The organism is Sinorhizobium fredii (assembly GCF_002944405.1).
In the GTDB taxonomy this organism is placed as follows: Bacteria; Pseudomonadota; Alphaproteobacteria; order Rhizobiales; family Rhizobiaceae; genus Sinorhizobium; species Sinorhizobium fredii_C.
Genome location: NZ_CP024310.1, coordinates 1468327 through 1489746, shown reverse-complemented (window position 1 = coordinate 1489746; position 21420 = coordinate 1468327). Strand labels below are relative to the sequence as shown.

At 63.9% G+C, this 21420-nt stretch carries 22 protein-coding genes; 13 read left to right on the top strand and 9 right to left on the bottom strand.

Annotated elements, in window-relative coordinates:
* Positions 1-60 precede the first annotated feature (60 nt).
* Positions 61-1074 carry an SIS domain-containing protein gene (locus NXT3_RS30560; RefSeq protein WP_104841303.1) on the bottom strand — a complete coding sequence of 338 codons (1014 nt, stop codon included), beginning with the start codon at positions 1072-1074 and terminating at the stop codon, positions 61-63.
* A gap of 213 nt (positions 1075-1287) precedes the next feature.
* Between NXT3_RS30560 and NXT3_RS30555 the strand changes: the two genes are divergently transcribed.
* Complete coding sequence (locus NXT3_RS30555; protein ID WP_104841302.1) at positions 1288-2019, top strand: GntR family transcriptional regulator; 732 nt, start codon at positions 1288-1290, stop codon at positions 2017-2019.
* Between the two features lie 4 nt (positions 2020-2023).
* Here the strand turns inward: NXT3_RS30555 and NXT3_RS30550 are convergent, their stop codons facing one another.
* The 3 genes from NXT3_RS30550 to NXT3_RS30540 all read right to left on the bottom strand — a co-directional run bounded on the left by NXT3_RS30550 (position 2024) and on the right by NXT3_RS30540 (position 6120).
* On the bottom strand, positions 2024-2824 hold the full coding sequence (locus NXT3_RS30550) for a potassium channel family protein (RefSeq protein ID WP_097527460.1): 801 nt from the start codon (positions 2822-2824) through the stop codon (positions 2024-2026).
* 66 nt (positions 2825-2890) lie between these two features.
* On the bottom strand, positions 2891-4249 hold the full coding sequence (locus NXT3_RS30545; RefSeq protein ID WP_104841301.1) for a sigma-54-dependent transcriptional regulator: 1359 nt from the start codon (positions 4247-4249) through the stop codon (positions 2891-2893).
* Positions 4246-6120, bottom strand: a complete 1875-nt coding sequence (locus NXT3_RS30540; protein WP_104841445.1) for a sensor histidine kinase — start codon at positions 6118-6120, stop codon at positions 4246-4248. The genes NXT3_RS30545 and NXT3_RS30540 overlap by 4 nt, the downstream gene beginning before the upstream one ends.
* A gap of 236 nt (positions 6121-6356) precedes the next feature.
* Here NXT3_RS30540 and NXT3_RS30535 point away from each other — a divergent pair, with 236 nt between their 5' ends.
* Positions 6357-7685, top strand: a complete 1329-nt coding sequence (locus NXT3_RS30535; protein WP_104841300.1) for a dicarboxylate/amino acid:cation symporter — start codon at positions 6357-6359, stop codon at positions 7683-7685.
* A gap of 200 nt (positions 7686-7885) precedes the next feature.
* Here NXT3_RS30535 and NXT3_RS30530 read toward each other — a convergent pair whose 3' ends face one another.
* Both NXT3_RS30530 and NXT3_RS30525 read right to left on the bottom strand, forming a co-directional pair.
* Entirely contained in the window at positions 7886-8809 is a 924-nt protein-coding gene (locus NXT3_RS30530; RefSeq protein WP_199773429.1) for a response regulator, read from the bottom strand.
* Positions 8802-12179, bottom strand: a complete 3378-nt coding sequence (locus tag NXT3_RS30525) for a hybrid sensor histidine kinase/response regulator (protein ID WP_104841299.1) — start codon at positions 12177-12179, stop codon at positions 8802-8804. Before NXT3_RS30525 ends, NXT3_RS30530 begins: the two co-directional genes overlap by 8 nt.
* 204 nt (positions 12180-12383) lie before the next feature.
* Between NXT3_RS30525 and NXT3_RS30520 the strand changes: the two genes are divergently transcribed.
* Genes NXT3_RS30520 through NXT3_RS30510 form a run of 3 tightly spaced genes read left to right on the top strand, consistent with a single transcriptional unit; the run spans position 12384 to position 13665 of the window.
* Complete coding sequence (locus NXT3_RS30520) at positions 12384-12725, top strand: ArsR/SmtB family transcription factor (RefSeq protein WP_097524358.1); 342 nt, start codon at positions 12384-12386, stop codon at positions 12723-12725.
* Between the two features lie 29 nt (positions 12726-12754).
* Complete coding sequence (locus tag NXT3_RS30515; protein WP_037416050.1) at positions 12755-13216, top strand: SRPBCC family protein; 462 nt, start codon at positions 12755-12757, stop codon at positions 13214-13216.
* Positions 13216-13665, top strand: coding sequence for a GFA family protein (locus NXT3_RS30510; protein ID WP_097524359.1), 450 nt, complete (start codon positions 13216-13218; stop codon positions 13663-13665). The genes NXT3_RS30515 and NXT3_RS30510 overlap by 1 nt, the downstream gene beginning before the upstream one ends.
* Positions 13666-13673: 8 nt before the next feature.
* Here the strand turns inward: NXT3_RS30510 and NXT3_RS30505 are convergent, their stop codons facing one another.
* Positions 13674-14198: a DUF6428 family protein gene (locus NXT3_RS30505; RefSeq protein ID WP_104841298.1), complete on the bottom strand. Its 525-nt coding sequence runs from the start codon at positions 14196-14198 to the stop codon at positions 13674-13676.
* Positions 14199-14239: 41 nt separating this feature from the next.
* On the opposite strand from NXT3_RS30505, the gene NXT3_RS30500 reads away from it, so the two are divergent.
* Genes NXT3_RS30500 through NXT3_RS30490 form a run of 3 tightly spaced genes read left to right on the top strand, consistent with a single transcriptional unit; the run spans position 14240 to position 15809 of the window.
* Complete coding sequence (locus NXT3_RS30500; protein WP_097524361.1) at positions 14240-14596, top strand: ArsR/SmtB family transcription factor; 357 nt, start codon at positions 14240-14242, stop codon at positions 14594-14596.
* A complete protein-coding gene (locus NXT3_RS30495) occupies positions 14593-15120 on the top strand; it encodes an arsenate reductase ArsC (protein ID WP_037416063.1) in 528 nt (175 codons plus the stop codon). Before NXT3_RS30500 ends, NXT3_RS30495 begins: the two co-directional genes overlap by 4 nt.
* Entirely contained in the window at positions 15120-15809 is a 690-nt protein-coding gene (locus NXT3_RS30490) for an aquaporin (RefSeq protein WP_097524363.1), read from the top strand. The genes NXT3_RS30495 and NXT3_RS30490 overlap by 1 nt, the downstream gene beginning before the upstream one ends.
* A 104-nt stretch (positions 15810-15913) precedes the next feature.
* Here the strand turns inward: NXT3_RS30490 and NXT3_RS30485 are convergent, their stop codons facing one another.
* On the bottom strand, positions 15914-16552 hold the full coding sequence (locus NXT3_RS30485) for an NrsF family protein (protein WP_097524364.1): 639 nt from the start codon (positions 16550-16552) through the stop codon (positions 15914-15916).
* A gap of 1 nt (position 16553) precedes the next feature.
* Positions 16554-17090, bottom strand: coding sequence for a sigma-70 family RNA polymerase sigma factor (locus NXT3_RS30480; RefSeq protein ID WP_097524365.1), 537 nt, complete (start codon positions 17088-17090; stop codon positions 16554-16556).
* A gap of 248 nt (positions 17091-17338) precedes the next feature.
* On the opposite strand from NXT3_RS30480, the gene NXT3_RS30475 reads away from it, so the two are divergent.
* The 5 genes from NXT3_RS30475 to urtA all read left to right on the top strand — a co-directional run bounded on the left by NXT3_RS30475 (position 17339) and on the right by urtA (position 21347).
* The gene (locus NXT3_RS30475; RefSeq protein WP_037416075.1) at positions 17339-17662 is read left to right on the top strand and encodes a BufA1 family periplasmic bufferin-type metallophore; all 324 of its coding nucleotides are present in this window, start codon (positions 17339-17341) and stop codon (positions 17660-17662) included.
* Positions 17663-17694: 32 nt separating this feature from the next.
* Positions 17695-18618: an MNIO family bufferin maturase gene (locus tag NXT3_RS30470; protein ID WP_097524366.1), complete on the top strand. Its 924-nt coding sequence runs from the start codon at positions 17695-17697 to the stop codon at positions 18616-18618.
* The gene (locus tag NXT3_RS30465; RefSeq protein ID WP_097524367.1) at positions 18605-19396 is read left to right on the top strand and encodes an HvfC/BufC N-terminal domain-containing protein; all 792 of its coding nucleotides are present in this window, start codon (positions 18605-18607) and stop codon (positions 19394-19396) included. Before NXT3_RS30470 ends, NXT3_RS30465 begins: the two co-directional genes overlap by 14 nt.
* Before the next feature lies 1 nt (position 19397).
* On the top strand, positions 19398-19907 hold the full coding sequence (locus tag NXT3_RS30460) for a DoxX family membrane protein (protein ID WP_176536545.1): 510 nt from the start codon (positions 19398-19400) through the stop codon (positions 19905-19907).
* Between the two features lie 147 nt (positions 19908-20054).
* On the top strand, positions 20055-21347 hold the full coding sequence (gene urtA / locus NXT3_RS30455; protein ID WP_037416090.1) for an urea ABC transporter substrate-binding protein: 1293 nt from the start codon (positions 20055-20057) through the stop codon (positions 21345-21347).
* Positions 21348-21420: the final 73 nt, after the last annotated feature.

The window sequence follows — 21420 nt, the reverse complement described above, 5'->3', positions numbered from 1 at the left end:
ATTCACGCAAGGGGCGTGCGAGTGCTGTTGCAGGCGCGACCCCTCGTGCCGCTTGCCCGCTCAATAGGCAACGCGTTTGTAGTAGCGCCGCGTGGTCAGCGGATGGTTGCGCAGGACTTCGAGATGGGCGCTGATCCGTTCGAGCACCGTGGCAAGGACGATCGGCGAGACGAGACCGCGCACCTCCGGCGAAATGCCGGGCAGGTCGAATTGCGCCGTATCGAGTACCGTCAGCTTGTCGGTGTAGCCCGGCGCGAATTTCTCGACGCGGTCGGCGAGCGGCCGCAGGCTGTCCTCGCCTTTGAAGAGAATGACGCTGACGCCCTTTTCGACGAGTTCCAGTGTGCCATGGAAGAAGTCCGAGGCATGCACCGGACGGGTGCGGATCCACTGCATCTCTTCGAGGATGCACATGCCGTAATAGAAGGCCTCGGGCCAGACGTTCCCCGCGCCGGTGACGATGTGATAGTCCGAGCCGGCGAGGATCCTGGCAAAGGCCTCCGCCATGTCCTCGTAGGTGCGCTTCACCCCGAGGAGCAACTGCGGGAGTTGTTGCAGTTCCGCGACGATCTCATCGTAATTGTCGATCTCGCCGCGGTGGCGCAGGATCGAAAGCGCAATGAAGAGCGATTGCAGATAGAAGGATTCGCAGGACGTGTCGTCCTCGGCGAAATTGACGAAGGCATGGTCGCCGCCTTTGCCGAGCGGCGTCTCCTCGTGGCCGACGAGCGTCAACACCGTGGCGCCGATCTCCTTCACCTTGGCGAGCAGCGCCACGCTTTCCTTGGTCGTGCCGGAGAGGGAGGGGATCACGACGATCGATTTTTTCGTCAGGTTGGCCGAGCCGGTGACCACCAACTCTGCGGCAAGATCGCTGAAGACCGGGAAGCGCGATTTTCGCTGCAGCAATTGCACCGCCGGCTGCATCAAGATGGCTGCGCCGCCGGTACCCAGAAAGAAGATATTCTCGGCGCCCTTGTTGAGGCAGGACCCGATGACCGCGTCGAGGCGCGGCCCGAGGGCGGCGGCGCCGGACTGGATGCGAAGAAATCTCTGTTCGTCGAAATTCAACATGGTTCTCTCTCGATAAAGCACCCACGATCATCGCAGCGGCGATGTTGTAAGACAACTGACAACAATGAGAGCTTGTGTCAAGGGCCGCCGTGACGGAGAAAAGTAGATCGTCCCTGCTCGGGTTCGTGTCTTCCGGCTGAAATTGCCTGGCCTTGACCACGGCGGATTTGTCAGACAAGAAAGACTTAGTCTACGGGCGCTTTGGAGAGAGAATTGGACGAGCCGCTTCGCGATACGCGCACACTGGTCATCCAGCTTCGCGACCGCATCGCCGATTTGATTCGCGACGAGGGGCTGAAGCCCGGCGACAAACTGCCGACCGAGGCGCAACTGACGCAGCGCTTCAAGATCTCGCGGCCGGCCCTGCGCGAGGCCCTGAAACTGCTCGAACAGGATGGCGCCATCTATGTGGAGCATGGGCGCGGCCGGTTCGTTTCGGCCATGTCGGCCGTCCAGGTGGACAGGCCGATCACGGTGTTCGAGAGCGTCACCGACATGACGCGGCACTACGGCTACCAGACCATCAACAAGGTGCTTTCGATTGCCGAAGAAATCCCCGACGCGCTAACCGCCGAACAACTGAAGCTGGGTGAGGGCGAGCGCGTCATCCGCCTCGAAAGGCTGCGGCTGCAGAAGGACGAGCCGATCCTCTATTGCGTCGATTACATCCCGCGCGGCATCATCCCGAACCGTCTCTACGACATCGACTGGACCGGCTCGCTGCTCGATCTGCTCGACCGCTATCGACAGCGGCCGCGCATGTCATCGGCCACCGTCTCCGCAGTGATGCTGCCTGCGGACGTGATCGAACGGCACGACCTCAGGGACTTCGGGCCGGCGCTGCTCATTCGCGAGACCTGCTTCAGCACGGCCGGCGCGCCCGTCATCCACGCCATCGACTATCACCGCGGCAGCCATTTCACCTTCAGCTTCGCGCGCAAATAGGCGCTCAATCACCCTCGTCGGGGATATTGAGCAGGTGGCCGCAGGCCTTGCAATGCACGGCGTCGAGGTCGTGCCGCTGCAGGCCGCATTGCGGGCAAGGGAAGTTCACCTTGTGCGGCCGAACCACCGCCTGGGCGAGCCGGACGAAGAGCGAGATGCCGATGATCATCGTCACGACGGAGGTGAGCTTGCCCAATGTGCCGGGCAGCGTAATGTCGCCAAAGCCGGTGGTGGTGACCGTCGCGACGGTGAAGTAGAGCGCGTCGACGAAGCCTTCGCCGCCCTCCTGCGCGTAGAAGAAGGTGGTGTAGACGAAGCCCGTCATCATGAACAGGAAGACGAGAAAGTTCAGGCAGGCGCGCACCACGTCCTGAAGATGCGCGCCGCCGATACGCCGCAAGCCTTCGCGCAGCAGCGGGCTTCTGCCAATCGCCCAGATCCGCATGGCTCTCAGGAATGCGAAATTGAACAGGAGGTCCGGGAACAGAAGGGTGGCGAGGATGACCAGGTCGATCCAGGTCATCGGCCTTCTGAGAAAGACACGCAGCGACGGAGCCGAAAGCGCGCGCGCCAGCAGTTCGGCGCCGATCCAGGCGGCGATCGTGTAGTCGATGATGAGATAGGTGGGGCCTTCCCGGAGATAGGGGCCCAAGATGAAGAAGGCGAGGATGCTGAGATCGATGAAAGCGAGAAGCGCTTGCCACCGCAGCGCCGACGGATCGCGGCCGCGTTCAATGCGCTGCAATGCGATCCGAAACGATCGGACATTGGTGGAGGCGGATCGCCTGCGCTCGGTCATATCCATGGGCTGGAGATAGGCTCGCGACGTTCGCCGTCAAGCACTTGCGGTCCGCGCATGCCCTGGTCGATCTCAGGATTCCTCGGCACCACGCCCATAGTCCGCCCGGTTGATCCCGTGGCGCTGCAGCTTGTCGTAAAAGGTCTTGCGCGGGATGCCGAGCGCCTGCAGGGTTTCCCTGACATCGCCGCGATGGGCGGTCAGCGCCTCTTTTAAAATATCGGCCTCGTAGCGCTCCAGCCGCTCGGGCAGGGTGCCGTTGCTCGGCACCGGCGGGGCGGCGGACTTGCCGGGATTGGCCTCGACCCCGAGTGCCACACGTTCGGCAAAATGCGAGAGTTCGCGCACATTGCCCGGCCAGCCATGCGTCATCAGATGGTCGCGAACCATAGCGGAGATCTCCGGCACCTCCCGTCCGAAACGCTCCGAGGCGCGTTTCAGGAAATGCGAGAAGAGCAGCGGGATGTCCTCGCGGCGTTCGCGCAGCGGCGGAATCGACAGCGTCACGACGTTCAGGCGGTAGTAGAGATCCTCGCGGAATTCGCCGCGTTCGGCCGGGTCGCCGAGGTCGATCTTGGCCGCCGCGACGACGCGGATATCGACCGGGCGAACAATATTGGTGCCGAGCGGCGTGATCTCGCGAGCTTCGAGCACGCGCAGCATCTTCACCTGCGTTGCCGGCGGCATCGCCTCGATCTCGTCGAGGAACAGCGTGCCGCCGCTCGCATGCTCGATCCGGCCGATGCGCTTTTTGACGGCGCCGGTGAAGGCGCCGGGCTCGTGGCCGAAAAGCTCGCTTTCGATCACCGTTTCGGGCAGCGCGCCGCAATTCAGCGCGACGAAATTGCCGCTCCGGCGCCGGCTCCACTGGTGCAGAAGCGTCGCGACGACCTCCTTGCCGCTGCCGGTCTCGCCGGCGACCAGCACGTCGACATCCGTGTCGGCGATATGCCTCAGCGTCTGGCGCAGCCGTTCCATCACCGGCGTCTGGCCGATCAGCGGCAGGCTTTCCGACGCCGCTTCCGCTGCCTGGCGAAGGGCGCGGTTCTCCATCACCAGGCGGCGCTTCTCTTCAGCCCGCCGGGCGCTCTGCACGAGCCGGTCGGCTGCAAAGGGCTTGGCGATGAAATCATAGACTCCGTCCTGGATGGCCTGGACCGCCATCGGTATGTCGCCATGGCCGGTCACCAGGATCACCGGAAGATCGGCGTCGAGCTCGGCGATCCGCCGGAAGAATGCGAGCCCGTCCATGCCCGGCATGCGAATATCGCTGACGACGACGCCCTCGAAACCGGGGTCGAGTTTTGCGAGCGCCTCGGCCGCGCTGGGGAAGGGCGATACAGCGAAGCCGGCAAGTTCCAGGGTCTGCTGCATCGCCTTGCGCAGGTCGCGATCGTCATCGACCAGGAATACGGAGGGTGCGCGGTTCATGGCGCGTCGGCCTTCTTCAGTTGCACGGTGAATGTCGTTCCGGACGGGCTGCTGTCGACCTCGATCGTGCCGCCATAGTCGTTCACGATCTCCTTGGAGATTGCGAGACCGAGGCCGAGCCCTTCCTCCTTCGAGGTATTGAAGGGGGTGAAGAGCTCGTCCAGGATTTCGCGCGGGATGCCCGGTCCGTTGTCGGCGACGGTGAGGGCGATGCCGGCCGCGGTCTCCTCGCAACTCACCCGGATCAGCGCGTCGGGGCGATCGCCGATCGCTTCCAGCGCATTCTGCAGCAGGTTGATCAGCACCTGTTCCAGCCGGATGCGATTGCCGTGCGCCTTGAGGCCATCCGGCGGCAGCTCGATGCAGATCGCGTCCATGCGGCCGGCAAAGCGGCTGCGTAAGAGCAGAAGCGCGCCCTCGACGACATCCTTCATCGGCGTCGGTTCGGCGGCGAAATGGCCCTTGCGGGCGAAGCGCCGCAACTCGTCGGTGATCGCGCCGACGCGTTCGGTAAGCTCGGCGATGGTCTCCATGTTCTCGGCGGCGATCGCGCTCTGGCCGCGGTCGAGGAAGGCGCGGGCATTGTCGGCATAGGCGCGGATGGTCGCAACCGGCTGGTTGATTTCGTGGGCGACGCCGGCGGCGACCTGTCCGAGGATCGCCAGCCGGTTGGCCTGCACCAGATCCTGCTGGACCGCCTGCAGCTTCTCGGCCGTCTGCCGGTGGTCGGCGATCTCGGTTTCAAGGCGGTCGCGGGCCCTGCTGAGGTCACGTGTGCGCGCCTCGACCTTTTCTTCCAGCTCGGTGCGCGCCAGCCGCTCCGTGGCCGATCGCATCACCACCACCTGCCGCCGCCGCAGCAGAAATGCGGCCATCGCCAGGAGCGGCATCAATGCGGCAAGCATGAGGAGCCGCATCTCCCGCGCCCCGGCCGCCAGCGCCACCTTCAGCGGCGACAGTTGCTCAAGCCGCCAGGCGGTGGATGGCACCGGCGTCTCGACGCGCAGGAAGGCCTCGGTGCCGTCGCCGGGCAGCAGCGCCTCCAACGTCGAGGAGCCGTCCGGCCGGGCCTCTGTCCGATGAAAAGGCAGCGGCAGTAGCGGCGCGTCGCCGAACTGCAGGCTTTCGCGGATGTCGGCAAGCCGGTCGTCGGGGATCGGCCGCGTCGTCATGAAGCGCCAGGAGGGCAGGCTGGTGATCAGCACGATGCCGCGCCGGTCGGTGACATAGGTCGGCTTGTCCGTCACCCGCCAATCGGCCTCGACCCCATCGAATTCGAGCTTGGCAACGATGACACCGAGTGGGCCGCCCGGCCCGTCGACGCGGTGCGAGATGTAGAGGCCAGGCCGCCGGCTCACCGTTCCCATGGCGAAATGTTCGCCCTTGCCGTCGCGCATCGCCAGGCGGAAATAGTCGCGGAAGGCATAGTCGTTGCCGACAAAACTCGTCGGCTCCCGCCAGTTGCTGGCCGCGACGGCGACGCCGTCGCGGCCGATCAGATAGACGACCGCCGCCTCGGCGCTTGCCGCAAGGCTTTCGAGCTTGCGATTGATCGGCTCCACCGACTGCGGGCTCGGCGAGGTCAGCGCCTGGCGAATGGCGGTATCGTCGGAAAGAACGAGCGGCAGGGCCCGTTGCCGCTCGACCACCGCCCGTAACAGCGAGGCTTTCAGGCTGGCATCGAGCCGGCTCTGTTCGGCAAGCTCGGCGAGCGCCTGCGACCGTCCATATGCCCCGGCCAGGAGGAGGCCCGCGACCAGAAGAGCGAGCGCCACGGCCGCAAACAGCAGCCATGATTGCCGCGACCGGCGGCGGAGCGCGCCCAGATCGTCCGTGCCTGGCGGGTATTTGATCATAGCGATATTGTGCATGTTTTCGCCCGGCGTGCCAGCCGGTTTGTGCGGAAATCCGCACAGGCCGATTGCCCGTTCTTCACTCTCTCCAGAAAACATCAAGTGTTTTCAAGCCTGTGCAGAGCCAGCAACAAACTGGCACGCCCGTTGCAAACAAGCTCCACAAGGCAGCCGCTGCTGTCGATCTTCGGAAGAGTGGCCCGGGAGGCCCGGCGCGTTGCCGGACTGGGCGCGTCCCAAGTGGAGGATATCACATGATCATCGAGCATTCCGCGGAGGTCCGCGGCAAGACACCCTTTTACCGCCATCTCTATGTCCAGGTTCTGGCGGCGATCGCCGCGGGCATCCTGCTCGGCCATTTCTATCCCGAGCTCGGCACTGAGCTGAAGCCGCTCGGCGACGCCTTCATCAAGCTCGTTAAAATGATCATCGCGCCGGTGATCTTCCTGACTGTCGCTACCGGCATTGCGGGGATGACCGATCTCGCCAAGGTCGGCCGCGTCGCCGGCAAGGCAATGATCTACTTCCTGACCTTCTCCACGCTTGCGCTCGTCGTCGGCCTCATCGTCGCCAATGTCGTGCAGCCGGGTGCGGGCATGCATATCGACCCGGCCTCGCTCGACGCGAAGGCGGTCGCCTCCTATGCGGCGAAGGCGCATGAGCAGTCGATCACCGGCTTCCTGATGAACATCATCCCGACGACGCTGGTCGGCGCCTTTGCCGAGGGCGACATCCTGCAGGTGCTGTTCATCTCGGTGCTCTTCGGCCTCTCGCTCGCCATGGTCGGCAAGAAGGCCGAGCCGGTCGTCGACTTCCTGCAGGCGCTGACGCTGCCGATCTTCCGGCTGGTGGCGATCCTGATGAAGGCCGCTCCGATCGGCGCCTTCGGCGCGATGGCGTTCACCATCGGCAAATACGGCGTCGCCTCGATCGCCAACCTCGCCATGCTCATCGGCACCTTCTACCTGACCTCCTTCCTGTTCGTCTTCGTCGTGCTTGGCGCGGTGGCCCGCTACAACGGCTTCTCGATCGTGGCGCTGATCCGCTACATCAAGGAGGAACTTCTGCTGGTGCTGGGAACGTCTTCCTCGGAAGCCGCACTGCCGGGCCTGATGAACAAGATGGAAAAGGCCGGTTGCAAGCGCTCGGTCGTCGGCCTCGTCATTCCGACCGGCTATTCCTTCAATCTCGACGGCACGAATATCTACATGACGCTGGCGGCGCTGTTCATCGCCCAGGCGACCGACACGCCGCTCTCGTACGGCGACCAGATCCTGCTGCTGCTCGTCGCCATGCTGAGCTCGAAGGGTGCGGCAGGCATCACCGGCGCCGGCTTCATCACGCTCGCCGCGACGCTCTCGGTCGTCCCCTCCGTGCCGGTCGCCGGCATGGCGCTGATCCTCGGCATCGACCGCTTCATGTCCGAGTGCCGGGCACTCACCAACTTCGTCGGCAATGCGGTTGCGACGCTGGTGGTGGCGAAGTGGGAAGGCGAACTGGACCAGGCGCAGCTCTCGGCGGCGCTTGGCGGCAACCAGCCGGTCGAGACTATCCCGGCGGTGGCGGTTCAGCCCGCCGAATAACTTGCCTCCCAGGGCAACGCACGATGAGTGCAAACTGGCGCGGTCTGGTTTTCCAGGCCGCGTCCTTTTTTTGGGCGCGAGGGGTGGCGACAGTTGCAACGTCAGCGGATGGCGACACTCCCCTGTGGCCGGCAGGCCAGAGGGGGGTATCGCGTCCGCATACGCCGCGAGCCTATCTGAGCCACTGCGTGTGGTGAAAACTAAATCCCGTGCAGCACCTGCGTCGCCTTGACCGCCGCCGAAGCGCGGTTCTCGACGCCGAGCTTCACATAGATCTGTTCGAGGTGCTTGGTGACGGTGCGGGCGCTCAAGCCCAGGATCTCGCCGATGTCGCGGTTGGATTTGCCCTTGGCGATCCAGAGCAGAACCTCGGACTCGCGCTGAGTGAGATGGAAATGCTGGCGCAGCGTCTCGTCGTCGCTGACGCCGTTCTCGGCGGTCAGGCGGAAGAGAAATTCGTTGGCGCCAATGGCGCCGAGATAGGAAATCTGCAGCCCCGTCTGGCCGGCCTGGTGCAGCGTCAGGCTGCCCTGCTTGTCGCTCCCCTGCTTCTCCCGCTCCCGCATCCAGACGGCGATGCGGGCGGCCACCACCGCAAGGCCTTCATCGCTGCCGGTGGCGGCGTTGACGAGGCGGGTCGCCTGCGGCGTCGACCAGCGCACGGTGCCATCGCCGCGCACGGCCAGCAGGTGCCGGCCGGCGGCATCGAGTGCGACGCGGGCGCTCTGGGCCGAGCGGGCATTGGAAAGGTGGACGCGGATGCGGGCACGCAGCTCGTCGATGTTGATCGGCTTCGTCAGGTAGTCGACGCCGCCGGCCTCTAGTGCCCGCACCACATGTTCCGTCTCCGTCAGCCCCGTCATGAAGACGACCGGCACCTGGGCGACCGAGGCATTGGCCTTCAATCGCGTACAGGTGTCGAAGCCGTCCATGCCGGGCATCACCGCGTCGAGCAGGATGAGGTCGGGGGTGATGCGGTCGGCGATGTTGAGCGCCGCATGGCCGGAGGTGGCGATCAGCACGGAAAAGCCGGACTGTTCCAGCGCCTCGGTGAGGAAGCCGAGCGCCTCGGGAGAATCGTCGACGAGCAGCACCATGTCGCGCGGGTTGGCGGTTTCAGGCACGGGCGTTCGCCTCCTCGGGAAGCAGCCGTTTCAGAAAGGCATCGTAGCCGGCAAGGTCGAAGGCCCGGACATAGGCAGTGGCCGCCTCGGCAAAGGGCTTGTTCTCGGGGTTCAGGGCAATCTCCGTCAGTTTCGCCTCTATACCTCTCACGTAGCCGATTTCGCCGAGTGCTATCAATTCCCTCACATGCTGCTCGCCGGGGCTGGTGACAGTGGCTTTGCCGTTGGCGGGCGCATCTTTGACGTCGCCCTCGTGGAGCCATTCGAGGCCGAGATGGATCGCCAGCTTGTCGGTGAGCTGGCGCACGCCGAAAGGTTTGGCGAGCGTGTCGTTGTGGCCGATGGCGCCGGCCGCCGAGCCGTCGCCGATATTGGCAGACAGCATGATCGCCGGCGCCGTCTGGCCGCCCTCGCGGAGCTTTGTCACCAGTTCCCAGCCGTTCATGCCGGGCATCGAGATATCGATCAGGAAGAGGTCCGGCCGCGTCCCCTCGATGAGCGCCAGGCAGTCGGCGCCGCTCGCCGCCGAGAGAACGGTGAAGTCGAGCGGAGCGAGTACCTCGCGCATCAGTTCGCGGTGGTCGGCATTATCGTCGACGACGAGGATGGTGCGGTGCGCGCCCCTGTAGGACCTGATCCTGCGCACCGGGTCGATGAGCGCCACCGGACGGTCGACGGCCGAAAGCATCAGCCGCACCTTGAAGGCGGTGCCCTTGTCCTTCTCGCTCGTCACCGAGATCTCGCCGCCGAGCGTCTGGGTCAGCAGGCGGGTGATCGTCAAGCCAAGACCGAGCCCCGGCATGCGATACTCGGCGTCGCCTCGCTGGAAGGGATCGAAGATCTTGGGCAGGTCCTTGTCACTGATGCCGCGGCCGCTGTCTTCGATGGTGAAGGTCGCCACCTGGCTGCGATAGACGATGTGGAAGCGGATTTGGCCCTGATCGGTGAATTTCACCGCGTTCGACAGTAGGTTGACGAGGATCTGCCTGAGCCGCTTCTCGTCGGTCTTCACATATTGCGGCAGCGTAGGGCTCCGGTTGTGCTCGAAGCCGATACCCTTGGCCTGCGCCTGCGGGCGGAACATGTCGACGATCTGGTCGAGGAAATCGTGAACGTTGATCTCGTTCGAATAGACCTGCAGCTTGCCGGCCTCGATCTTGGAAATGTCGAGCAGCCCGTCGATCAGGCCGGAAAGATGATCGGCGCTGCGCTTGATCACCTTGATTGCGCCCTGCCGCGATTGCGGGATCGTCTCATCGCGCTCGAGGATCTGCGCATAGCCGAGCACGGCGTTGAGCGGCGTGCGCAGCTCGTGACTTAAGCCCACGACATACCGGCTCTTGGCGCGGTTGGCGGATTCGGCCGCTTCCTTGGCATTCTGCAGCGCCGCGTCGGTCTTCTTGTGGGCGGCGATCTCCTTCAGAAGCAGGGTGTTCTGGCGGGAGGATTCCTCCTCGGCCACGACGCGGCTGTCATGGGCGAGCACATAGAACCAGGAGACGACGCCGGCGAGGATGGCGAAGACGAAGAAGACGATGGCGATCGTGCGTTCGACGACCGCGGCGGTCTCCGGCGAGGCGGCGGTCGTCTGGTGGGCAATCATCGCCAGGATAACCCCGATGCCGGAGATCGAGATCACCGCCGAAATCGCGTAGCGCCCCAGCCTCGTGGCGAGCTTTGCGACGACCGTCTCCGGCAGCACGGCCTTGGCCACCGCGGCGATTTGGGCATTTAACCGCGCCTTCGGCTTGCACATGTCGTGGCAGCGGCTGTCGAGTGAGCAGCAGAGCGAGCAGATCGGCGCGGCATAGGCCGGGCACCAGGCCATGTCTTCGGGCTCGAACGGATGCTCGCAGATCGAACAGGTGATCTCGCTTTCGCTTATCCAGCTCTTGCGCGGCTTGCGGGCGAGATAGAACTTTCCCTCTGTCCACCAGGCAAGGAGCGGCGAGACGATAAAGGCGGTGACGAGGGCGATATAGGGCGCCAGCGAGGCGGCGATGTCACCCATGACGCCGAAATGTGCGGCGAGCGCCAGAAGCGCCGAGACGCTCATGGTGCCGAGGCCGACAGGATTGACGTCGTAGAGATGGGCGCGCTTGAATTCGATGCCAGGCGGCGAGAGGCCGAGCGGCTTGTTGACGAAGAGATCGGCAGAGATCGTCGAGAGCCAGGCCATGGCGATGACCGAGAAGATGCCGAGCGTCTCCTCGAGCAGCCGGTAGATGCCGAGCTCCATCAGGAGCAGCGCGATCGCCACGTTGAAGACCAGCCAGATGACGCGGCCCGGATGGCTGTGGGTCAGCCGCGAAAAGAAGTTCGACCAGGCAAGCGACCCCGCATAGGCATTCATCACATTGATCTTCAGCTGGGAGACGACGACGAAGGCGACCATCAGTATGAGCGCGGCCGTCTCAGAGGGGACGATGTAGCCGAAGGCGGTGTAATACATCTGCGCCGGATCGGCGGCGCGAGTCGAGGGCACGCCGGCACTCAGCGCCAGGACGACCAGGAACGAGCCGGCAAGCAGCTTCGGCGCGCCGACGATCACCCAGCCGGAGCCGGCGAGGAAGACGGCGATGCGGTGATGCAGCTTCTTCTGGCCGTCCGGCGGCAGGAATCGCAGGAAGTCGACCTGTTCGCCGATCTGCGCCATCAGCGCGAAGATCACCGCAGAAGCCGCACCGAATTCGACGAGACCGAAGGGGGCGACAGTGCCGGCCGGGCCGGAAGCGTGGTGAATGCCGGCATAGGCGAGCCACAGGCCCACCTTCTCCCAGTCGGCAAGCGCGATGAAGGCGAAGGGCAGGATGTTCAAGACGATCCAGAAGGGCTGGGTGACGAGCTGGAACTTGCTGATCAGCCGGACGCCGTAGGTCACCAGCGGAATGACCATGACGGAGCTGACGATGTAGCCGATCCAGAGCGGTATGCCGAGCGCCAACTCCAAAGCGCCCGACATGATCGACGCTTCGATCGCGAAGAGGATGAAGGTGAAGCTCGCATAGATAAGAGAAGTGATCGTCGAGCCGATATAGCCGAAGCTGGCGCCTCGCGTCAGAAGGTCGATGTCGACGCCGTGGCGGATCGCACAGCGGCTGATCGGCAGCCCGACGACGAGGATCATGACGCTCGCCACGAGGATCGCGATGATCGCATTGGTGGTGCCGTAGGACATGGTGATGGCGCCGCCGATTGCTTCCAGCGCCAGGAAGGAGATCGCGCCGATCGCCGTCTGCGAGATACGTTCTGAGGAAAAGCGCCGCGCGCTCTTGGCGGTGAAGCGCAGCGCATAGTCTTCCAGCGTCTGGTTGGCGACCCAGCGATTGTATTCTCGCCGAACGGGAATGATGCGCTGGCGTGCCGCCATGTTGCCTCGTCGTTAGGGTATTCCGCCGGCCTCTGCCTATTTTCCCGGCAAGATAAAGCGACGCATGAAATTTATGCAACGCCAGAAGCGGGAAAGCAAGGCTCGAAACGCTCAGTCGCTCGTAGCGCGGGCAATTGGCTTGACAGACGCGTGCTGATCTGTAATAAACCGACTAGTTAATTAGCTTACAGGTTAAATGCAGGCATGGATGATCCGTTGAGCAGCACCCTGTCGGCCTTGGCCGACCCGACCCGTCGGGCCATCATCGCGCGTCTTGCCGCGGGCGAGGCGACTGTGAACGAGCTGGCGGCCCCGTTCGACATGAGCCTGCCGGCCGTCTCCAAGCACCTGAAGGTTCTGGAGCGCGCCGGCCTCATCGCGCGCGGCCGCAACGCGCAGTGGCGGCCTTGCCGGCTGCAGGCGGAGCCGCTGAAGGAGATTGCCGATTGGGTCGGGCGCTATCGCCCGTTCTGGGAGGCCAGTTTCGACCGGCTCGACAGCTATCTTGATGAACTGCAGCGCAACGACAAGTCGGATCAGAATTGAACCGAACCTGTCTGAGAAGGGAGAAGCCAATGAATGCTCCATCTCTCAAGGAGGAGATCGCCCTCACCATCACGCGCGTCCTTGCCGCGCCTCGCGACATCGTCTTCAAAGTCTGGACCACGCCAGAGCACCTCGCGCGCTGGTGGGGACCGAAGGACTTCACGGTGCCAAGCATGACGGCCGATTTCCGTGAGGGCGGCGCCTGGCGCAGCTGCATCCGCTCGGCCGAAGGGCAGGACTACTGGGCCCAGGGCACCTATCGCGAAATCGTGCCGCCGAGCCGCCTCGTCTTTACGTTCACCTGGGAAGAAGAGGACGCGATCGATACACTGATCACCGTCACCTTCGAGGAGGTGGCGGGCGGCACAAGGCTCACTTTCCAACAAGCGCCCTTCGCGACAGTCGAGAGCCGCGATTCGCACGCGGAAGGTTGGGGCGAATGCATGGATCGTCTCGATGCCTATGTCGTTGCCTGGAAGGAGGCTGTGTAATGAAGAAGGCCTACCACGGCAGCTGCCATTGCCGGGCGGTTCGCTTTTCCGCAAATCTCGACCTTGCGCCGGAAGGCGAGCGATCGGAGCCGTCGCGGCCGGGCGTCTGGTGGACGACGACTTTCCGCTGCAACTGCTCCTCTTGCCTCAAGGCGCGCTTCTGGAAAATTTTCGTGACCCCTAAGGATTTCTCCCTGCTTTCCGGTGAGGAGGCACTCGCCGAATACCGCTTCGGCGAGCGCTCGATCCGCCATGTCTTTTGCAAGCATTGCGGCGTCCGTCCCTTTGCCAGCGCCGATTTTGAGATGCTGGGCGGACCGTTTCATGCGGTGAACATCGCCTGCCTCGACGATGCGACCGACGAGGAGCTGGCGAATGCGCCGATCGTCTACGAGGATGGTCGGCACGATGCCTGGGACCGGGCACCGGCGGTGACCGGGTATTTGTGACCTGCCGATCACGGGCAGCAGGCGCTCGTCGATGTGGCGGGGCCGCAACAGGCAGCCGACGTGCGCTTCTCCTCGGCGAGCCATCGATCCCGCGGCTTGCAGCTCGCCGGCCTGGGAACGAGTTGCACATGCATTGCGTTGTCGCGCAGGCGCGGGAGCGACGCACGATAGAGTTGCATCGGCCGCACGCCGTCGCTGACCTCGAAGGTGAGCTTTGCCGATCCATCAAGCTCCACGTGGTCCGACACCTTGCGGAGGATTGCAGAGAATTTGCCGGCCGGCATATGTGCGCATTCGGCTCCGTCCACATCCCAGAGCTGCACAAAGATTTCGGTCCAGGATTCCGGATTGGCGCCGCAGTCGAGCGCCGCGAACTGTCCCGCCTTGACCTCCGTCACGTGGTATCCGGTTTTGATCGGCCGCCCTTCGTAGTGAAAGACGAGCGGCAGGTCGCTGGCTTCGGCAAGTGTTTCAAGCAGAAGTCCGAGGGAGATTTCGTCACGCGGAATTTCCGAGTTGTCGAGCGAAATCATCTGCGTTATTCCTATTTCAACGATTCAAGGATTATTGAAATATGAATGAACGTCAAGCGCTCGCCTCGTTCGGCGCGCTTTCCCAGGAAACGCGCCTGCAGATCGTCCGCATGTTGGTCATTGCAGGTCCCAACGGCATGCCGGCGGGCGCAATTGCCGAGAAGGTTGAAGTCTCGCCCTCCAATGTTTCGTTCCACCTCAAGGAACTGGAACGGGCGGGGTTGATCACCCAGCAGCGCGCGTCGCGGTCGATCATCTACTCGGCCAATTATGATGCGCTCGGCAGCCTCGTTCGCTTCCTGATGGAAGACTGCTGTGGCGGCCATCCTGAAATCTGCGCACCGGCCGCCGCGATCGCGGCCTGCTGTGCGCCAACCGTAGAGGGGAAATGCCAATGAACGACGATCGGGTCTACAACGTCCTCTTTCTTTGCACCGGCAATTCCGCGCGCTCGATCATGGCGGAAGCCATACTCGAGGCGGAGGGGAAAGGGCGCTTCCGCGCCTTCTCGGCCGGAAGCCAGCCGAAGGGTGAGGTCAACCCCTGGGCGCTGAAGACGCTCGAGGCGCTCGGCTATCGCACCACCGGGTTCTCGTCGAAGAGCTGGGACGCCTTTGGCGGGCCAAGCGCTCCGCAGATGGACTTCATCTTCACCGTCTGCGACGATGCTGCCGGCGAGGCTTGTCCGGTCTGGATCGGCCATCCGGCAACCGCGCATTGGGGCATCCAGGATCCCGCCGCCGTCGAGGGTTCGGATGTGGAGAAGGGCCGCGCCTTTGCGCTTGCAGCGAAATACCTCAAGAACCGTATATCGGTCTTCGCAGCCCTGCCGTTCGCCTCGATCGACAAGCTCGCGCTTGAGACGAAGCTCCACGAAATCGGCCGGCTCGAAGGCTCCACGTCCCGGCCCGAGGCGCGCTGATGTCGTCGTACGATCTCTCCCGCCGCCTCGTCGCGGAAGGACTAGGCACGGCACTGCTTGTCGGAACCGTCGTCGGCTCGGGCATCATGGCCGCGTCGCTGACAGCGGATACGGCGCTCGCCTTGCTCGCAAACACGCTCGCAACCGGCGCAATCCTGGTGGTGCTGATCACCATCCTCGGACCGATCTCCGGGGCGCATTTCAACCCCGCCGTATCGCTGATCTTTGTACTGTCGCGCTCCCTGCCGCGACGCGATCTCGCCGGTTACGTCCTTGCCCAGGTCACCGGCGGCATCATCGGCACAATCGTTGCGCATCTGATGTTCGATCATCCGATCCTCGAATGGTCGACGAAGATGCGCACCGGGCAAGCGCAATGGCTCGCTGAATGGGTGGCGACTTTCGGCCTCGTCGCGACCATCCTCGCCGGCATCCGCTTCGAGCAGAAATCCGTACCCTGGCTGGTCGGCCTTTATATCACCGCCGCCTATTGGTTCACCGCTTCCACCTCGTTTGCCAACCCAGCCGTGGCAGTCGCCCGATCGCTGACCGACACGTTCTCCGGCATTCGCCCCGCCGATCTTCCCGGCTTTATCGTGGCCGAGTTGATCGGTGCGATTTCCGCGCTCTTGCTGATGACATGGCTGCTGCAGCCAAGCATTGCACGAGCCGGGAAGCGCGCGGCCTGATATGATCAGCGTGGCTCTCCTCTCCTTGATCCTCATTCTTGTGGCGAGCAGAGGGATGAGGGCAGAGGCGTATCCGCTAAACCCGATGTTCGCTTGGGAGGTCATTACCAGCGGGCGATACGGGGCGCCGCGAGCGCGCCGGCGAGCGTGAGCATGGCAATCGCGATGGTATACCATGTCGCCACGAAGAGCGGTGAATCATCCGTGCAATGGGCGGCATAGAAGGTCGCGGCGATGCCGCCGGCCGCAAGCCCGGCCATTGCGCCCGCGAGCATGGGGTGAGACGGAGCGCCATGGCGCAGCGCCAATAGCAGCAGCGCAAGCGGCCCTATCCCGATCAGCGGGATGAAGGTGAGACAGACGAGACTGTTCGTGCCGACGAGCCTGGCGGACCAAGTGCCCAGCGGCGAGACGGCAAGTTCCGCTACAATCCCGGCGGCCAGCAGCATCGGTGCGACGGCGAGGCCGAGCAGGGTCCGGTGCGGCTCTGCATCCGGCCGCGACAGCATTTTAAGGAGACCGAAGGCGCTGGCGGCGAGCGCCACGGTCACCACGAATTTGAAGAGGAAGCGGAAGGTTTCAGCAGCGGCGGCGATGTCCGACCGCGCGCCGAGCACGCCGAAGAAGACGATGGCCGCCAGCGCGACGGCGGCGGCGCCGGCCGCCGACCAGGCACCGGCCATCGATATGCGGCCTCGTCGCGTGTCTGCCGCCAAGGCCCTGATGAGGTCATCTGTTTCCATGTCAATCTCTTCCAAATCGCCTGGCTATCGCGGCAAGGCCACGGTGTAATGCCACGCGAACTGCGGTTTCATTCATCTCGAGGATTCTGGCCGCCTCGGCGATCGTGCGCCCCTCGACCGATATCGCGGTCACCACCGAGCGCTGGCCCGGCGTCAACGTCTCCAGTGCGCGGCCGATCTCCCAATCCCTGGCTGTTTCCGCCTCCTCGGCTGCGAGCCGGCCTTCCACCTCGCTGATGTCGATCCGCGGATGGCGGCCCTGCCTGCGCATCGCATCGACAAGCTTGTGCTTGGCGATCGCATAGAGCCATGGCGCCACCGGACCATCGCTTCTCCAGGTGTGGCGCTTCACATGGATCGCCAGCAACGTCTCCTGAACGATGTCTTCCGGATCGAGGCCGGCGAACCCCGTTCGCCGCCGTGCCCAGGCCCGGACAAGACGCGCCGCTTCGTGCAGGAAGTCGCCATAGGCCCGCTCGTCGCCTTCAAGCGCAGTGCGGAAGAGCCGTGCGAGATCTCGGTCGCTTGCGCCGTCCACCCTGCGCTTCCTCCCCATTCGCCGGTTTTCGCCGATTGTTACAGGTCCGCTCGCGATTCTGTCGGCGTTGTGCCGATCACTGTTCTGATTGCGGATCCAGTCAATCCAAAATCCTCGTGAGTCCGGCGTCCATCGCACTCACGAAAGCGTGTAGGCGGCAAATGTAACATATCCCCGTTTTCGGCGAACGAGGCTCTGTGTGGCCCTGGAAACGGAGGCCGCACGGGACCCTCAAATGGAGAGATGTCATGACTTCCAAATCCACGATCAATGTGGCCGTATTGGCAGGTGCCGTGGCAGCCGCGGTGTCGTCGCTTGCGATGGCCGCGCCGCTTTCACAGGAACAGGTCAAGGCGGCGATGGATGCCGGCAAGGAGAAATGCTTCGGCGTCGCGCTCAAGGGGCAGAACGATTGCGCCGCCGGTCCGGGTACGACCTGCCAGGCCACGTCGACGGTCGACTATCAGGGCAATGCCTGGAAATTCGTCGACGGCGGCACCTGCACGACGATGGAACTCCCGGGCGGCAGGAAGGGTTCGCCCGAGCCGCTCACCCGCGACATTCCCTCGTAAGCCGACCAAGCGGCCGGAAGGTGGAGGCGACTATGCCTGTATCGACAATTCCAGCAGATCGCGGTGCGCCGCAGGCTCTCTGCTTTCCGGTGCATACGATCGCCGGGCTGGCCGGGACCAGCTTCAAGCACCAGCACCTGCCGTCCATTCTTCTGGATCGGCAGGGCGGCTTCTTCGAGGTCCACGCGGAAAACTACATGGGGCTGGGCGGGCCGCCGCACGCGGCGCTGTCGCGGATACGCGAGGATTACCCGGTCTCGCTCCATGGCGTCTGCATGTCGATCGGCGGGCCGCAGCCGCTCGACAAGGACCACCTCGGCCGCTTCGCAAGCCTCGTCGAACGCTACGAGCCGGCGCTCGTCTCCGAGCACCTGGCCTGGTCGACACACAGCACGACCTATTACAACGACCTTCTGCCGCTGCCCTATACCGAAGCCACCTTGCAGCGCGTCGCCGAACATATCGACGAGGTGCAGGAGGCGATCCGACGACCGCTGCTCCTGGAGAACCCGTCGACGTACCTGCTGTTCAAGGAATCGACGATGAGCGAGACCACATTCATCCGGGAACTCGTCAAACGCACCGGTTGCGGCCTGCTGCTCGACGTCAACAACGTCTTCGTCTCGGCCACCAACCACGCCTTTTCCGCTCTCGAATATCTCTCGGACTACCCGCTCGAGCATGTCGGCGAGATCCATCTGGCCGGCCATGCGGAGCAGCGCGACGACGAAGGCGACCGGCTGCTGATCGACAGCCATGACGGACCGGTGTCCCATGCCGTTTGGAAGCTTTTCGAAATCGTCATTGGCCGGCGCGGTCCGATCCCGACGCTCGTCGAATGGGACAGCGCCATACCCGACTGGCCGGTTCTCAAAGCCGAAGCGATGGCGGCCCAGGTGATTCTCGATCGCCACGCGGTCGCACTGCCACGGGAAAAGATGCATGCGCGCGCTTAGGGAAAGTTCGGCCGGCGGGCTCGACTACCCGGAGGGTTTCGTGCCCGGACTGCTCGATCCCGGCCGCGCGACGCCCGCGCTTGTCGCCGGCCCGAACGGCAAGGCCGTCGGCAAGCGCTTCGCTGTCTATCGCAACAATGTGACCGTCAGCCTTATCGAATCGCTTGCCGCGGTCTTTCCGGCGACGAAGCGCATCACCGGCGAAACATTCTTTCGAGCGATGGCCCGCTTCCACGTCCGTGAAACCCCGCCGACGTCGCCGCTCCTCTTCGAGTACGGCCGGGATTTCCCCGATTTCATCGAGCGCTACGAACATGCGAGATCCATGCCATGGCTCGCCGACGTCGCACGCATCGAGCGCGCCTGGCTCCATGCCTATCATGCGGCCGACGCGGCAGTGCTCCGCCCGGATGAGCTCGCCGCGGTCCCACCGGAACGGCTCGGCGAACTCGTCTTCGAGCAGCATCCGGCGAGCCACATTCTTCGCTCCGCCTATCCGGCGGTGACGATCTTCTCGGTCAATCGGGCAAGCGGTGCTGTCGGGCGCATCGAAACGACGGCCGCCGAAAGCGCGCTGGTGACAAGGCCGCTGTTCGAGGTCGAGGTTCGCCGCCTCGCGCCGGGCGACGATGTTTTTCTGGGCAGGCTGATGGCCGGCGAGCCGCTTGTGAGCGCCGCCGCGGCGGCGACCATGTGCTGCCCGGACTTCGATTTGGCAGCGGCGATCGCGACGATGCTGGAGGGCGGTGCCTTTGCGGGCATTCGCCAGGGAGGATGAGATGGTCACGTCGGTGCGGAATTTCTTCAAGAGGCACGCGGCCACCGGGAGGGCAGGCTGGTTCGGCCGGGTCGATGGCCTGATCGCCGCCTTGGCGCCGGCATGGCTTGCCCAGCTTCTGCTGCGCCTAGGACTCGCCGTCCCCTTCTGGCGCTCGGGTATCGGCAAGTGGGACGGCTTCCTGCAATTGAACGATGTCGCGCTGCTGCTCTTTACGTCGGAGTTCCGATTGCACCTGCCGGGCGGCCCCTATGCCTTTCCGGCACCGGCGGTGACGGCTTTCGCTGCCGCATCGGCGGAAGTCCTGTTTCCCGTCCTTCTTGTCCTGGGACTGGCGACGCGTCTTGCCGCGCTGGCGCTGCTGGCGATGACGATCGTCATTCAACTGACCGTACCGGACGGATGGCCCATTCATCTGACCTGGGCGGCGATGGCATTGGCCATCCTCAAGGCCGGGCCGGGCAAGCTGTCGATCGACCGGTGGCTCGATCCGGATTCGGCGAAGGCGTGAGATCCGATCGAACTTCCTTCTTCCCCCATTCGCCTACGTAGAATGTCGTATGTGCAGTGCAGTGGGCCTGGCGGAATATCCCTCAAGCAACGGCCAAGGAGAACCAACACTCCGTTGCGGCGACCAGAGCTAGAGGGGTTCAACCAGATGACTTACAGGGCACGCGTCACCGGCGCATTTCTCGCTGCCGTTCTTTCGACGACCGCGTTCAACGGCGCCTTTGCCGCCGACGACACGATCAAGGTCGGCATTCTTCATTCGCTTTCCGGCACCATGGCGATCTCCGAGACGACGCTGAAGGATGCCATGCTGATGCTGATCGACGAGCAGAACAAGAAGGGCGGCCTGCTCGGCAAGAAGCTCGAAGCGGTCGTCGTCGACCCGGCCTCCGACTGGCCGCTCTTTGCCGAAAAGGCGCGTGAACTGATCTCGGTCGACAAGGTCTCGGCCGTCTTCGGCTGCTGGACCTCCGTGTCGCGCAAATCCGTGCTGCCGGTCTTTGAAGAGCTGAACTCGATCCTCTTCTACCCGGTTCAGTACGAGGGCGAGGAAAGCCAGCGCAACGTCTTCTACACCGGTGCGGCCCCGAACCAGCAGGCGATCCCCGCAGTCGACTATCTGATGGAGAACGAGGAGGTCGAGCGCTGGGTGCTTGCCGGCACGGACTACGTCTATCCGCGCACGACGAACAAGATCCTCGAGGCCTACCTCATTTCCAAGGGCGTCAAGCCCGAGGACATCATGATCAACTACACGCCTTTCGGTCACTCCGACTGGCAGACGATCGTCTCCGACATCAAGAAGTTCGGCGCGGCCGGCAAGAAGACCGCCGTCGTCTCGACGATCAACGGCGACGCCAACGTGCCCTTCTACAAGGAACTCGCCAACCAGGGCGTCAAGGCCGAGGACATCCCGGTCGTCGCCTTCTCCGTCGGCGAGGAAGAGCTTGCCGGCCTCGACACAGGCCCGCTTGTCGGCCATCTCGCTGCCTGGAACTATTTCCAGTCGGTCGACAATCCGGCCAATGCCGAATTCATCAAGACCTGGAAGGCCTATACCAAGAATGACAAGCGGGTCACCAACGACCCCATGGAGGCCCATTATATCGGCTTCAACATGTGGCTGAAGGCCGTCGAAAAAGCCGGCACCACCGACACCGACGCGGTGCTCGACGCGATGATTGGCGTCTCGGTGCCGAACCTCTCGGGCGGCTATTCGACGATGATGCCGAACCACCACATCACCAAGCCGGTGCTGATCGGCGAGATCCAGTCGGACGGCCAATTCGAGACAGTCTGGGAAACGCCCGGCCTGGTGGTCGGCGACGAGTGGTCGGATTACCTGCCGGATTCCAAGGATCTGATCTCCGATTGGCGGGCGCCGATGTCCTGCGGCAACTTCAACGTCGCCACGGGCAAGTGCGGCGGCAAGGGTTCGTGATTTCGTGACGCGATAGCTCGAAACTCCCTCCGTCCGAACGCCCGTTCGGGCGGAGGATTTGCTGCAGATGCCA

What these genes read in the sequence shown, in the direction of transcription:
- NXT3_RS30560 (WP_104841303.1), bottom strand. Translation starts at nt 1,074, where the DNA reads ATGTTGAATTTCGACGAACAGAGATTTCTTCGCATCCAGTCCGGCGCC.
- NXT3_RS30550 (WP_097527460.1), bottom strand. Translation starts at nt 2,824, where the DNA reads ATGGATATGACCGAGCGCAGGCGATCCGCCTCCACCAATGTCCGATCG.
- NXT3_RS30545 (WP_104841301.1), bottom strand. Translation starts at nt 4,249, where the DNA reads ATGAACCGCGCACCCTCCGTATTCCTGGTCGATGACGATCGCGACCTG.
- NXT3_RS30540 (WP_104841445.1), bottom strand. Translation starts at nt 6,120, where the DNA reads ATGCACAATATCGCTATGATCAAATACCCGCCAGGCACGGACGATCTG.
- NXT3_RS30535 (WP_104841300.1), top strand. Translation starts at nt 6,357, where the DNA reads ATGATCATCGAGCATTCCGCGGAGGTCCGCGGCAAGACACCCTTTTAC.
- NXT3_RS30525 (WP_104841299.1), bottom strand. Translation starts at nt 12,179, where the DNA reads ATGGCGGCACGCCAGCGCATCATTCCCGTTCGGCGAGAATACAATCGC.
- NXT3_RS30520 (WP_097524358.1), top strand. Translation starts at nt 12,384, where the DNA reads ATGGATGATCCGTTGAGCAGCACCCTGTCGGCCTTGGCCGACCCGACC.
- NXT3_RS30515 (WP_037416050.1), top strand. Translation starts at nt 12,755, where the DNA reads ATGAATGCTCCATCTCTCAAGGAGGAGATCGCCCTCACCATCACGCGC.
- NXT3_RS30510 (WP_097524359.1), top strand. Translation starts at nt 13,216, where the DNA reads ATGAAGAAGGCCTACCACGGCAGCTGCCATTGCCGGGCGGTTCGCTTT.
- NXT3_RS30505 (WP_104841298.1), bottom strand. Translation starts at nt 14,198, where the DNA reads ATGATTTCGCTCGACAACTCGGAAATTCCGCGTGACGAAATCTCCCTC.
- NXT3_RS30500 (WP_097524361.1), top strand. Translation starts at nt 14,240, where the DNA reads ATGAATGAACGTCAAGCGCTCGCCTCGTTCGGCGCGCTTTCCCAGGAA.
- NXT3_RS30495 (WP_037416063.1), top strand. Translation starts at nt 14,593, where the DNA reads ATGAACGACGATCGGGTCTACAACGTCCTCTTTCTTTGCACCGGCAAT.
- NXT3_RS30490 (WP_097524363.1), top strand. Translation starts at nt 15,120, where the DNA reads ATGTCGTCGTACGATCTCTCCCGCCGCCTCGTCGCGGAAGGACTAGGC.
- NXT3_RS30485 (WP_097524364.1), bottom strand. Translation starts at nt 16,552, where the DNA reads ATGGAAACAGATGACCTCATCAGGGCCTTGGCGGCAGACACGCGACGA.
- NXT3_RS30475 (WP_037416075.1), top strand. Translation starts at nt 17,339, where the DNA reads ATGACTTCCAAATCCACGATCAATGTGGCCGTATTGGCAGGTGCCGTG.
- NXT3_RS30470 (WP_097524366.1), top strand. Translation starts at nt 17,695, where the DNA reads ATGCCTGTATCGACAATTCCAGCAGATCGCGGTGCGCCGCAGGCTCTC.
- NXT3_RS30465 (WP_097524367.1), top strand. Translation starts at nt 18,605, where the DNA reads ATGCGCGCGCTTAGGGAAAGTTCGGCCGGCGGGCTCGACTACCCGGAG.
- NXT3_RS30460 (WP_176536545.1), top strand. Translation starts at nt 19,398, where the DNA reads ATGGTCACGTCGGTGCGGAATTTCTTCAAGAGGCACGCGGCCACCGGG.
- urtA (WP_037416090.1), top strand. Translation starts at nt 20,055, where the DNA reads ATGACTTACAGGGCACGCGTCACCGGCGCATTTCTCGCTGCCGTTCTT.